Below are 12846 nucleotides of genomic sequence, written 5' to 3'. Positions count from 1 at the left end.
TCCACTATTTAGTAATTAACCTGGTGTTAAAAATCACTGTTTGCTCGAGGTATATCCGCCGCCCAATGCACGCGCTAATGCGACGTCAATCGTAAAGGCACGGGAATTTACATCGGCTAATTTTCTGCGGGCCGCAACCAGCTCATCTTCCGAGGATAAAACGTCGAGATAATCAGCGACCTTTCCTTCATACCTTTGTCTGGTGAGCGAATACGCTTTTTCTGCCGACGTGACTGCACCCTGAGAATAAAGCATCTCGTCTTTCAGAGAGGCTCTGCTGGTGAGTGCATCGCTCACTTCACGAAGTGCATTCGTTAACGTGGCGTTATAAACGTTCACCGCAATACCATATTCACCGCTGGCGTATTTCAAATCACCCTGTAGCTTTTGCGTATTAAATATTGGCAACGATATGGCCGGACCAAAACTGCCAATTGCTGAACCACTCCGGGTAAGGTTGTTAATACCCAGTGACTGGAACCCGGCAAAGGCAACCAGATTAACGCTGGGGTAAAAACCGGCTTTTTTCTGTTTGATTTGCTCTGCTGCAGCCTCTGCGCGTAAACGTGCCGCGACAATATCAGGACGTCGACCAATCAGATCCAGCGCAATATTGGGAGGAAGTTCCTCATGCGCTAAAAGCGTTGCCTTAGGCGCGGTTATGGCCAGCGATCTGTCAGGCCCATCACCGATCAATGCAGCGAGCTCATGTTTTTTGATCGCAATCGCTTCATCTATTGCCACCAGATTTGCTTTTGCGTTGAGTTGACGCGTCTCAACCTGTTGAAGGCTGGATAAATCTTCAAGCCCCGCATCATGTCGTTGCCGGAACAACGCGAGCGTACTGGTTCGTATAGTGAGGGTATCGTTAAGCGTTTCGCGTACGGTGTATAAATGCGCCAGCTCCGCGTAAACGGTAACAATAGAAGAAGAGAGCACCAGCCTTGTTTGTGCTTCTTCCGCGACAGCCGCCATTTCACCTGACGTTGCAGCCGCGAGCGCGGCGCGGTTTTTACCCCAAAAATCTATTTCCCAGCTCATATCCAGCGTGGTACGGCCATAGCTGTTCCAGTTTTGAGGCGTTGCGCTTTCAGGCGTCACATAGTTGTAACTCATTTTGTCCCGCATAAAGCTGGCGTTTGCGGTGACCTCAGGGAAAAGCGAACCGCTCGCACTTTGCGTCATCGCCTGCGCTTGTTTCACGCGAGCTTCGGCGATGTTAAGCGTAGGGGAATTTTTAAGCGCGTCATCAATCAGCCCGTTGAGCTGCTCGTCACCGTATTTCTTCCACCAGTCATCTTTCGGCCACTGGCCGTTCTGATGTGGGAAGCTTTGATCGCTTTTAAGTTGTGTGACCGTCTTCATAGGCGGTGGGGTGCCAAGGTCGGGGATCATGGCGCATCCGCTCATACTGATGGCGGAAATGACAACACAGCCCATCACTATTCTGGACCGGGTTAAATCGGAAATACGACACCCCAGTAGTGTCTCCTGAAAACCTTTCATCAGTACGCTCGTCATGCTGTTCATAGAGAAGTCCAAATACAGTACCGTACAGTACGGTACACTTTATATCTTGACTTCTGAGCGCCGTCAAATGAAAATGTACTCGTCAGTACGATTACGAACCCTACTACCAGACGTGATTCCGAAATCAGAGAACAAAAAGTGTTGGCCCCGGTCAGACACCTAAACTAACGAGGAAACATATGGATAAAAGAGCGCTTAAACGGCAACAGATTCTGGAAGTCGCATCCGGACTGTTTCGACAAAAGGGATTTGATGCCACGTCTATCTCAGAGATTAACGCGATTGTGGGTGGCTCAAAATCAACAATTTACAGTCACTTTTCTTCGAAAGAAGAGCTATTTGTAGAATGCATGTCTTCAGAAACTGAACAGTATATAAAGAGCATGACTATTGAAACTGCAGGGCAGGTGCGCCTTTTCAGAAAATCACCACAGCTGGTCATCGAGCAATTTGCCGTTGCCTTTTTACGCTATATTTGTTCACCGGATATTGTGGATTTGCAAAGATTAATGATTTCCGAAGCCGGAAGGTCGGGAATCGGAGAGTTATATTATGAGCGAATGCAAAAACTGCGTTCAAACGTATCGGCGCTTTTCACCGATTTAATGAATCAAAATATCTTAAGAAAAGATGACCCTGTGCTGGCCGCTGAGTATTTTCGCTCTCTTCTCCAGGCCGGTATCCTTGAACCCTTGCTTTTAAAAGCGCGAAAGGATCAGCCGGACGAAAGTGAAATTGTCATGAAAGCGCAGGCCTCCGTTAATGCGTTTATGAAACTGTATGGTCCTGAACAAAATGAGGATGTTGCAAAGACATCTCACTAAAATACAGTAAGCATTCTCTCACCCTATTATTAGGGTGATTTTTCTTTTAGGAAATATTATTTTCAATTGTCATTGGATGACGTTGCCAGCGGCCTTCTTGTAAATAAAATTTCGTGGATACTTATGTGTATAAAGTTTACTCTCTTAAAAGATCGTGAAGCTGTAATTAAGTCCCTGACTCACTGGATTGACTCGAATTTATATAGACCTATTACCGTTCTGGATGTGGCGCGAAAATCCGGTTATTCATTGGCTTATATTCAACGAAACTTTCGCCAGGAGTGTGGCATAAGTATCGGTCTCTATATTCGAAGCCGGAAACTTGAAAAAGCCGCGCATATGCTCAGACATACGCAGCTCTCTGTTTCAGATATATTTACAATGTTAGGCTACGAAGAGCCGTCAACGTTCAGCAGAGCGTTCTCGAATCAATATGGACTCTCCCCAACCAAATACCGTGAGATGGCTAAAAAAAGTCATGACATGAATGGCTTGTCGATATTGATTACTGAGGTGACGTGCGACTAATCCTTTGAAGCATCGCGACGCAAGCGCCACAAATCATAGCGTTCTTCTCCCGGTTTAACGGCTCCCGCGAAGTGGTCATTGAGGCGACTCGAGGTAAATACCAGGTCTCCGTTCGGACGGATTGCCGGCGTGTCTGGCCATCGCACCTCTTCGCTTGCCGCAATCAGCGACATGGCATGGGTTTCAGGATCGTATCTGACGATACCATTGCGTGTGACATCGGTAATGTAGAGGTTACCTTTTACATCTGTCACCATTCCGTCGGTGTTGCCCCCCACGCGACCCAGATCGCGGATCTGCCCGGCAATTTGCGCATTGGTTGACGCAGGCTGCCTCAGTATTGCAGTCGGTACCGCATAGGCGCGCGTGCCGGTTGTCACCGTCCAGTACAGCGTACCCGCATCGGGTGAAAGCGCAATGCCATTGATACCAATCAGTAATGGTTTACCAGGCCAGACTTCAACCCCGTGCGAGACGACGTTAACGCCTGGCTCAATCTGCAGCGCAGGGTGACGATCGAGCACGCGCCGGGCTGTACCGGTAGCGAAATCAACGATAATTAGTCCCACCTGGTTTTCAGGCGCACTCCGCGAGCCGCTGTCGGAGATATAGGCGACACGGCGGTTCTCATCGACCACCACATCATTCAGAAAGCTGGCCTTGCGGTCCGCTACGCTGTCCAGGGCGATACGTTTGATGGTGCGGCCAGAGTGGAGATCCAGTACGACCAGCTTCTGCGCCCCCGCGGGGGACTCTGTTTCGCCTGCAACAAACCCCATGTCCAGCGCCCATAGCCAGCCGTTTTTACGGTCAATATAAAAACCGAGCACGTTGCGCAGGCTCTGAGCGGGATCGGTGTTCACCGCATTCCCCTCGCGGGAGGGAAACGCCGTCAGGCGGGCAGGGCCAGACTGCGCCGTCGTATCCAGAATGCTTAACGTGGCGGGTGCTGCGGCGGAAACCAGCCGGGGCGTGCTGACAAAGGCACGGTCCATTGCATCAAAGTGGATACCTGCAATAGGGGCATTGACCGAACCGGAAAACGTCGCAGGTATCTTTCCGTCTTGAGCGGTATCCCAGCTCACGCCGGCGTAGCTTCGCCAGCGCTCCAGAGGCGGGTGGTTCGCCGCGTTGACAACACTCGTGAAAGAGAACAACGCCGCCATTGCGATGGCGGGCAGAATATGGGGACGGTTGAACATTGACAGGCTCCAGTGGAACGTTCAGGTGATGAATGCTGGCCACTTTACTCATCGCCCAACGGGAGATAAATTAGCCAAATTGAAAAACATTTGTTCCTGAGAGAGCAAAATGAGCCGGAAATTCGATTACCTCGGCGACGTAGAAGTCTTCATTGCTGTGGTTGAGCACGGCTCATTTACTGCCGCAGCGGTTGCCCTTTCAACCACCCCTTCGGTACTGAGCCGCGCGGTCACCCGTCTGGAAGCGCGTCTTGGACGGCAGCTATTACAGCGCACGACCCGCCGGGTGGGGCTGACTGAAGCCGGACGCGTCTATCTTGAGCAGGCGCGCTCAGCGTTTTCTCTGCTCGATGACGCCGAACGCGTTGGCCGGGGTCAGGAGGGCGATCTGACCGGTCGAGTGAGAATGAGTGTCCCGACCACCTATGCCCACTACCGCCTGCCGCCGCTGCTGGCGCACTATAATCAACGTTACCCGCGCGTACAGGTGGAGCTGAACATTACCAATCGCAACGTTGACCTGATCGCAGAGGGGTTCGATCTGGCGATCCGTCTGGGACAGTTGCCTGACAGTGGACTTGTGGCGCGTAAGCTGGAAGACGCGGCATTGCTTCTGGTCGCCTCTCCGGACTACCTGCATCGGAGAGGAAAGCCTCAGACGCTGGAAGAGCTGCAGCGCCATCAGTGCCTGCCGTTTATCATGCCGCGCACCGGTCGTATCGCCCCCTGGGTATTTCATGATGAAGGGCGCGATATTGACTGGTTGCCGGGTTCAACCATTGAAATATCGGACGATGTACTCGGCGTGGTTTCGCTGGCGGAGCAGGGGATGGGGATCTGCCAGAGCTATGAATTTATCGTTCGCGACAGAATACAGGGCGGCCAGTTAGTTGAGGTGCTGCCGCACCTTCGGGGACGATCGCGACCTTTCTCCGTGCTGTTTGCCCCGCACCGACGTCAGTCAGCAGCCACCCGGGCAATGATTGACCTTCTGACCCGACAAGAATGACAAGGACGAGTCCACCATGAAAAAAGCGCGTTTTTCCTTTTGGATCCCACTCATCGTGAGCGGGATAGCACTGATATCGGGTTTTGTGGTCTGGTCAGTCAACATTTACCGCGTGACATACCTTTCGATCCGCGGGGAGCAGTACCTTGCCTGTGGGGCGTTGCTGCTGGCGCTGGTGCCGATGGTCTATTTCATCAGAAAGGGGAGACTGAAAGGTAAGCGCCTTGCTGGCGCGGTAAAAATCTACCTCGGCTTCTTTATTTGCAGTCTGCCGGTTGCCATGTTCGTGGTCTTTACAACGGCCTGGCTGCTGGAGGGGGACTATTCGGCCTGGAGCAAACCTTACCGGTATGAATCCAGTACCCGCCACAGCTGCTCGGGTGCGGAAGTCTACGAGCCGGAATTAAAAAAAGAGATTCGCATCTGTAACCCGCAGGGTCATGTTTATTCCGATACCACCCTGTATGTGGAAAAGCGGAGCAATGCCCTGGGGATTGTGGTGCTTTGGGCTATCACCCGCGCCTGAACCGGGGAAAGTCAGGGCGCGAGAATCAGCGTCAGCCCGCCTCCAGCACCCCAAAACTCACAATTCGCGCGCGTCCCAGCTCTTTTGCCCGGTATAGCGCCACATCCGCAGCGCGCAGCAGGTTGTCGGTCTGGGCATGCTGTGGGTAGCTGGCAATGCCAATCGACACGTCCACCGGCCCAATCTCGGTCAGCCCGTAGCGAAGCGACAGCTCATGCACGCCGGTGTAAATCTTCTGCGCGCAGGCGTACGCCTCTGCTTCATCGGCACCGGAAAGCAGCACCAGAAACTCTTCGCCACCGAAGCGGAATGCCAGCCCGTTGTCATGTGCGGCCCGCTGAACAATGGACGCCACGCTTTTGATCACCAGGTCGCCCGCTTCATGACCAAAGCGGTCATTAATACTCTTGAAGTGGTCGATATCGATCATCATGCAGCTTAACGGCACGCCGGTGCGTTTCGCGTGTGCCGTCTGGGTTTGCAGGGTATCTTCCAGATGATGACGGTTTCGCAGCCCGGTGAGCGGGTCAAACAATGCTTTTTCCAGCAATGCGTCGCGCAGACGCTGGTTGGCCAGCGCCAGCCCGAGCGCCTCGGCCATCAGTTCCAGATACGCGCGGGAAGGGGCATTCTCCGCCGTGATGTTCTGGAAGGAGAGCAGGCCAATGGCCTCGCCCTGAGCGATAAGCGGCACGCAAAGCGAACTTTCGGCCTGGGATGCCGGAAGATGGTAGCAGGCGATATCGGGCTCGCCGTTCACCGGCGGGTGACTCTGTCCGCGACGCACGGCCCAGCACTCGTCCGGATGGAACGTATTTTCTTCACCGACCGGCGAAAGCCATTGCGCAACGCAGCGCATCTGCCACGGTTCGCGGTCGAGCACGTAGAGCCGGCCCGCGATCCCCGGCGCGATATTCGGCGCAAACAGCTCCGCCACGTTAATCACATCGTTAAAGTTTTCACACCCCTGCAGCCGCTGGGTCATGCGTGCCAGCAGCTCGCGGATGGCCCAGTCTGCATCCCGCTCTTTTTCCAGACGCTGTCGCGCAAGGCCGTTTTCACGGAAGATGCTGATAGCCTGGGCCATATCGCCTATCTCATCGATCTGGTTGAAATTGGGCGTTTCAACCGCGTAATCCTGGGATGCCAGACGGTGCACCACGTCGCTCAGGCGCACCACGGGACGCAGCACGCGGCGTTTTAAGATGAACCCAAGCACAAACAAGAACAGCAGGGCGGTCAGGCCGACCGTTAGCTCAGAGGCGGTACGCAGCGCTTTCGATTTTTTTGTTGCCTCCTGAACGGAGGCGATGACGCGTTTGTCGAGTATCTGGCGGAAGTGATCGATCTGATTCTGCGCGCGATCCAGCTCCTGCTCATAGGGCGCACCATAGAGCAGGGCAACGGCCTGGGCGTCTTCTCCTCGCGCCAGGCTGGCGAGGGCGGTCTGCTGCTCGTCCTGCAGCTCATCGATGATTTTTATGCCTTCGCGCAGCAGGGACAGCTCATCATCCGATGCGCCGTTGTCCCGCAGTTTTTCCAGCAGTATCTCGATGTTTTTCAAGCCATTCTCTGCCTGACCGTATTCCCTTAACGTTTGGGGATCTTTTTTGATGACGTAAAGGCGCGCTAAATCGGACTGTGCCCAGGCGTCTGTCTCAACATCCTCTGTGAGCTGATCGAATCGCTGGCGTTGTTCAACGGCGTGACGCTCTGCCGTGTCAGCATTGGATGCCAACAGCATGATAATGCCTGAGGCGATGGTCAGGCAGACCGTAGCACCGTAGGCCCAGTTTGTTATCGTCGCGATTCGCACCAGATGATCCTTTTACGACATGAGTAGGATGGCGTTCTTCAAATTATAGAAAACGTTTGATTTAAGGCGTAAAAAAAAGGCGGCACAGCGCCGCCTGGTGTGGTCTTTATCGTCACGTCCTTACAAATCTGGAGGGTTTTTTCCTTCTTCGATGAAATCGGGGTCCAGCTCTTCGGCGTTACCTTCGTGATCGCGCCCTGAGAAGAGGTTCCAGCAGGCGATAAACAGCGCGGCGATGAGTGGCCCGATCACAAAGCCGTTAATGCCGTACAGCTCCATGCCGCCGAGAGTGGAGATCAGAATCAGGTAGTCCGGCATTTTGGTGTCTTTCCCCACCAGCAGCGGGCGCAGGATATTGTCCACCAGCCCGACGACGATCACGAAGAAGCCGACAATAAACAGCCCTTGCCAGATCTGGTGCGTGGCGAACAGGAAGATGGCGGCGGGCACCCAGACAATCGCCGAGCCGATGGCGGGCACCAGAGAGAGGAACGCCATCAATGCGCCCCAGAGCACGCTGCCGTCAATACCCGCAATAGCAAACGCAATACCGCCGAGTATGCCCTGAACCACGGCCACTGCCGCCGTCCCTTTTACCGTGGCGCGCGATACGCCGACGAATTTGGCGAACAGGTGCTGCTTGGCGAAATCAGACAGCGGCAGGGAGTCGAGGATCTGGCGCACCAGATACGGGCCGTCTTTCAGCAGGAAGAACAGCAAATACAGCATGATGCCGAAGCTAATCGCAAAGCCAAACGTTCCTTTGCCAATCAGGAACGCGCTACCCGCCAGATACTGTCCGCCCTGCAGAGCGACATCGGAGAGTTTTTTCTGGATCTGCGCCGCGTTGGTCAGGTTGTGATCCGCGAGGAAGCCGCTGGCCCAGTCAGGCAGGTGGTTGAAGATGCTTGCCACCACCTCCGGGAACTGGGTGTTGTTCTCCTGCAGTTTGGTGTAAACCACGTTCAGCTCAATGGCGAGCGAGGAGAGGATCACCATCAGCGGGATAAAGACGATCAGGCAGATAATACCGATGGTCAACAGCGAGGCCAGCCCGTTGCGATCCCCCAGCGCGGCGCGCAGCTTGTTTTTTACCGGGTTGAAGATGACGGTCAGAATGGCGGCCCACAGTATCGCGGAGAAGTAGGGCGACAGCACGTCGAAGAAGGCCCAGGTCACAAGGGCGAGAATGAAAATAAAGAAACCTTTAGTCAGTCCGTTAAAGCGCATCAGTCAGTCCTGGTTACTCATAAACTGTGTCGACTATAGAACTGATTGTGAGAATTACCAACCTTGCATCGGGTGGCGGCTGCGCCTTACCCGTCCTGCGGGCAGTGTTACGGTATGACTTCGCGCTTTACGGATACCACTTTCGACTGACCGAAGAGCGCCTTTTCCCGCACCATGCTGTAAGTATCTGCTTGCGGAGGTGCTTATGGCCTGGCGTCCGATTCTCTATGTGATCCTCACAACCCACCCCAGACTCAGCGCGCGGCGCGCCCGTTTGCGTCTGGTCATCTAGCTTTTTATTAACAATCGCGGTATAACACACCTTCTTTGGATGTTTAGATGTCCATACGTATAGAAGGTAATATGCAAACACAACAAGAAAATGGGCAGCTTAAGCGCACCATGAAAACACGCCACCTGATTATGCTCTCGCTGGGTGGCGTGATTGGGACAGGGTTATTCTTCAATACCGGCTACATCATTTCCACGACCGGGGCGGCGGGCACGCTGCTGGCGTACCTGATAGGCGCGCTGGTGGTCTGGCTGGTGATGCAGTGTCTGGGCGAGCTTTCCGTGGCGATGCCGGAAACCGGCGCGTTCCACGTCTATGCGGCCCGCTATCTTGGCCCGGCGACGGGCTACACCGTGGCGTGGCTCTACTGGCTCACCTGGACGGTGGCGCTCGGGTCGAGCTTTACCGCCGCCGGGTTCTGCATGCAGTACTGGTTCCCGCAGGTGCCCGTCTGGGCGTGGTGCGTGGTCTTCTGCGTGGTGATTTTTGGCCTGAACGTCATCTCAACGCGCTTCTTTGCGGAAGGCGAGTTCTGGTTCTCCCTGGTGAAAGTCATCACCATCATCGCCTTTATTATCCTTGGCGGCGCAGCGGTCTTTGGCTTTATCCCGATGCAGGACGGTTCACCCGCGCCGGGCTTAAGCAACATCACCGCCGAGGGCTGGTTCCCGCACGGCGGCCTGCCGATCCTGATGACCATGGTGGCGGTGAACTTTGCCTTCTCCGGGACCGAACTTATCGGTATCGCCGCAGGGGAAACGGAAAATCCGCACAAGGTCATTCCGGTGGCGATCCGCACCACCATTGCGCGCCTGATTATCTTCTTTATCGGCACCGTGTTTGTGCTGGCGGCGCTGATCCCGATGCAGCAGGCGGGCGTGGAAAAGAGCCCGTTCGTGCTGGTGTTTGAAAAGGTCGGTATTCCTTACGCGGCGGATATTTTTAACTTCGTGATCCTGACGGCGATCCTCTCGGCGGCGAACTCCGGGCTGTACGCCTCCGGGCGCATGTTGTGGTCGCTCTCTAATGAGAAAACGCTCCCGCGCTGCTTTGCCCGCGTGAACAAAAACGGCGTGCCGCTGACGGCGCTCTCGGTCTCTATGCTCGGCGGCGTGCTGGCGCTGTTCTCAAGCGTCGTGGCGCCGGACACGGTGTTTGTCGCGCTCTCGGCGATTTCTGGCTTTGCGGTGGTGGCCGTCTGGATCAGCATCTGCGCGTCGCACTTCGTTTTCCGTCGTCGTCATCTGCAGTCCGGTCAGCCGCTCTCTGCGCTGCAGTACCGCGCGCCGTGGTATCCGCTGGTGCCGGTGCTCGGTTTTATCCTCTGCGTGGTGGCCTGTGTCGGCCTGTGGTTTGACCCAAGCCAGCGCATTGCCCTTTATTGCGGGATTCCGTTTGTCGCCCTGTGTTATGGTGCCTACTATCTGACCCGAAATATGACATCGCAGGAGCCCGAACATGTCGCAGAATAATCCGCTTACCGCCCTCCTTGAAAAGCAGCCGTTTGTGGTGCTGGATGGCGCGATGGCGACGGAACTGGAGGCGCGCGGCTGTAACCTGGCAGACAGCCTCTGGTCTGCCAAAGTGCTGATGGAAAACCCGGAGCTTATCCGCGAAGTGCATCTTGATTACTATCGCGCGGGCGCGCAGGTGGCGATCACCGCCAGCTATCAGGCTACGCCTGCGGGTTTTGCGGCGCGCGGCCTGGACGAGGCGCAGTCCCGAGCCCTGATTGGCAGAAGCGTGGAACTGGCGCGTAAGGCGCGCGAAGCGTATCTGGCTGAAAATCCGCATGCGGGCACGCTGCTGGTGGCGGGCTCCGTTGGGCCGTACGGCGCGTATCTGGCGGATGGCTCAGAGTATCGCGGCGACTACGTGCGCAGTGCGGAAGCATTCACCGACTTCCATCGCCCGCGCGTGGAAGCGCTGCTGGATGCGGGCGCTGACCTGCTGGCCTGCGAAACCCTACCGTCCTTTGAGGAGATTAAGGCGCTGGCGGCGTTGCTGTCTGAATATCCCCGCGCCCGGGCGTGGTTCTCCTTTACCCTGCGGGACAGCGAGCACCTGAGCGACGGTACGCCCCTGCGTGACGTGGTCAGCGCGCTGGCCAACTCTCCGCGCATTGTTGCGCTGGGCATTAACTGCATCGCCCTGGAAAACACCACGGCGGCGCTGAAGCATCTGCAAAGCCTGACGCCGCTGCCGCTGGTGGTTTACCCGAACTCGGGCGAGCATTATGACGCGGTGACCAAAACCTGGCACCACCACGGTGAAGCGTGCGAGACGCTGGCAGGGTATCTGCCCCAGTGGCTGGATGCCGGAGCGAAGCTGATTGGCGGCTGCTGTCGCACCACGCCGAAGGATATTGCTGAGCTTAACGCGCAGCGCTGAGTGCTTTGCCGGGTGGCGGCTACGCCTTACCCGTCCTACGGATCGCTGACCCTCTCCCACGGGGAGAGGGAAAAAAAACAACTGCACAAAACCAACTATCCTTTCCCGCTTTTTATCTAAAAACGAATCGTTATGAGCGATTCATTTTTATTCCTTTATCAAAATTCTCGCGTTGGAAATACTGCCCTCATAACAACAAGGGGAGCAGGCACTATGGCAATTTCATCGCGAATCACACTTCTCGGCGCACTGGCGCTGTGGGCATTTCAGGCACAGGCGGTGGACGTCACCGTCGCATATCAAACTTCTGCGGAACCGGCGAAAGTCGCGCAGGCGGACAACACCTTTGCCAAAGAGAGCGGCGCGAAAGTCGACTGGCGCAAGTTCGACAGCGGGGCCTCCGTCGTGCGTGCGTTAGCCTCCGGCGACGTGCAGATCGGCAATATCGGCTCCAGCCCGCTGGCGGTTGCGGCCAGCCAGCAGGTGCCGATTGAGGTGTTCCTGCTCGCTTCGCAGCTCGGTAACTCTGAAGCGCTGGTGGTGAAGAAAAACATCACCAAGCCGGAAGACCTGATAGGCAAACGCATCGCCGTGCCGTTTATCTCCACCACCCACTACAGCCTGCTGGCGGCGCTCAAACACTGGGGCATCAAGCCGGGGCAGGTACAAATCATCAACCTGCAGCCGCCGGCGATTATTGCCGCCTGGCAGCGCGGCGACATTGACGGGGCCTATGTGTGGGCACCGGCAGTGAACGAACTGGAAAAAGACGGCACCGTGCTGACCGACTCCGAAAAAGTGGGCCAGTGGGGCGCGCCAACCCTCGACGTGTGGGTCGTGCGCAAAGACTTCGCCGAGAAACATCCAGAGGTGGTGAAAGCCTTCGCCAAAAGCGCGATTGACGCCCAGCAGCCGTACATCTCTAACCCGGATGAATGGCTGAAGCAGCCCGCCAACCTGGAAAAACTCTCCCGCCTGAGCGGCGTGCCGGAAGCGGACGTGCCGGGGCTGGTGAAGGGCAACACCTATCTGACCCCCGCGCAGCAGGTGCAGCAGCTGACCGGGCCGGTAAACAAAGCGATTGTTGATACCGCCACCTTCCTGAAAGAGCAGGGCAAAGTGCCCGCGGTGGCAGCGGATTACAGCCAGTACGTGACCGATCGTTTTGTGAAATAAGGAGTCCGCCATGCTGAATATTACAAATCTGTCTGCTGATTACGGTGGCAAACCCGCGCTGGAGGAGATCAACCTGACGCTGGACAGCGGTGAACTGCTGGTGGTGCTGGGCCCGTCCGGGTGCGGAAAAACCACGCTGCTGAATCTGATCGCCGGGTTTGTCCCTTATCAGCATGGCACCATTCAACTGGAAGGCAAAAAGGTAGAAGGCCCCGGCGCCGAGCGCGGCGTGGTCTTCCAGAATGAAGGCCTGCTCCCGTGGCGCAACGTGCAGGAAAACGTGGCGTTTGGGCTGCAGCTTGCGGGCGTCAATCGTGAACAG

General features: G+C 55.8%; 12 protein-coding genes. 8 read left to right on the top strand and 4 right to left on the bottom strand.

The genetic code is table 11. The features are described 5' to 3' along the window. Positions 1 to 33 precede the first annotated feature (33 nt). The gene (locus DOU50_RS13005) at positions 34 to 1530 is read right to left on the bottom strand and encodes an efflux transporter outer membrane subunit (RefSeq protein ID WP_148769527.1); all 1497 of its coding nucleotides are present in this window, start codon (positions 1528 to 1530) and stop codon (positions 34 to 36) included. A gap of 179 nt (positions 1531 to 1709) precedes the next feature. On the opposite strand from DOU50_RS13005, the gene DOU50_RS13000 reads away from it, so the two are divergent. Further along, positions 1710 to 2354, top strand: a complete 645-nt coding sequence (locus DOU50_RS13000; RefSeq protein WP_032646111.1) for a TetR/AcrR family transcriptional regulator — start codon at positions 1710 to 1712, stop codon at positions 2352 to 2354. Between the two features lie 123 nt (positions 2355 to 2477). After that, a complete protein-coding gene (locus tag DOU50_RS12995) occupies positions 2478 to 2882 on the top strand; it encodes a helix-turn-helix domain-containing protein (RefSeq protein WP_148769526.1) in 405 nt (134 codons plus the stop codon). Here DOU50_RS12995 and DOU50_RS12990 read toward each other — a convergent pair. Further along, entirely contained in the window at positions 2879 to 4084 is a 1206-nt protein-coding gene (locus tag DOU50_RS12990; RefSeq protein ID WP_148769525.1) for an L-dopachrome tautomerase-related protein, read from the bottom strand. The two genes, DOU50_RS12995 and DOU50_RS12990, sit on opposite strands and share 4 nt — an antisense overlap. A gap of 109 nt (positions 4085 to 4193) precedes the next feature. On the opposite strand from DOU50_RS12990, the gene DOU50_RS12985 reads away from it, so the two are divergent. Further along, positions 4194 to 5093: a LysR family transcriptional regulator gene (locus DOU50_RS12985; RefSeq protein WP_090418099.1), complete on the top strand. Its 900-nt coding sequence runs from the start codon at positions 4194 to 4196 to the stop codon at positions 5091 to 5093. Between the two features lie 16 nt (positions 5094 to 5109). Then, positions 5110 to 5619 carry a hypothetical protein gene (locus DOU50_RS12980; protein WP_148769524.1) on the top strand — a complete coding sequence of 170 codons (510 nt, stop codon included), beginning with the start codon at positions 5110 to 5112 and terminating at the stop codon, positions 5617 to 5619. A gap of 31 nt (positions 5620 to 5650) precedes the next feature. Here the strand turns inward: DOU50_RS12980 and DOU50_RS12975 are convergent, their stop codons facing one another. Then, positions 5651 to 7435: a diguanylate cyclase gene (locus DOU50_RS12975; protein ID WP_148769523.1), complete on the bottom strand. Its 1785-nt coding sequence runs from the start codon at positions 7433 to 7435 to the stop codon at positions 5651 to 5653. A 120-nt stretch (positions 7436 to 7555) separates the two neighbouring features. Then, positions 7556 to 8665: an AI-2E family transporter gene (locus DOU50_RS12970; RefSeq protein WP_024906767.1), complete on the bottom strand. Its 1110-nt coding sequence runs from the start codon at positions 8663 to 8665 to the stop codon at positions 7556 to 7558. Positions 8666 to 9028: 363 nt separating this feature from the next. Here DOU50_RS12970 and mmuP point away from each other — a divergent pair, with 363 nt between their 5' ends. From mmuP to DOU50_RS12950, 4 genes are all read left to right on the top strand, one after another. Next, positions 9029 to 10429 carry an S-methylmethionine permease gene (gene mmuP, locus DOU50_RS12965; protein WP_008503244.1) on the top strand — a complete coding sequence of 467 codons (1401 nt, stop codon included), beginning with the start codon at positions 9029 to 9031 and terminating at the stop codon, positions 10427 to 10429. Then, positions 10416 to 11348 carry a homocysteine S-methyltransferase gene (gene mmuM, locus DOU50_RS12960; RefSeq protein WP_148769522.1) on the top strand — a complete coding sequence of 311 codons (933 nt, stop codon included), beginning with the start codon at positions 10416 to 10418 and terminating at the stop codon, positions 11346 to 11348. The genes mmuP and mmuM overlap by 14 nt, the downstream gene beginning before the upstream one ends. A 213-nt stretch (positions 11349 to 11561) precedes the next feature. Beyond that, positions 11562 to 12524, top strand: coding sequence for a taurine ABC transporter substrate-binding protein (gene tauA, locus DOU50_RS12955; RefSeq protein ID WP_023293188.1), 963 nt, complete (start codon positions 11562 to 11564; stop codon positions 12522 to 12524). A 10-nt stretch (positions 12525 to 12534) separates the two neighbouring features. Further along, positions 12535 to 12846: ATP-binding cassette domain-containing protein (locus DOU50_RS12950; protein ID WP_148769521.1), on the top strand; the 312-nt coding region annotated here is incomplete at its 3' end.

Source organism: Enterobacter sp. C6, assembly GCF_008122455.1.
GTDB lineage: Bacteria > Pseudomonadota > Gammaproteobacteria > Enterobacterales > Enterobacteriaceae > Enterobacter > Enterobacter pseudoroggenkampii.
The sequence above is the reverse complement of the archived record's forward strand: the minus strand, read 5'-3'. Positions and strand labels throughout refer to the sequence as shown.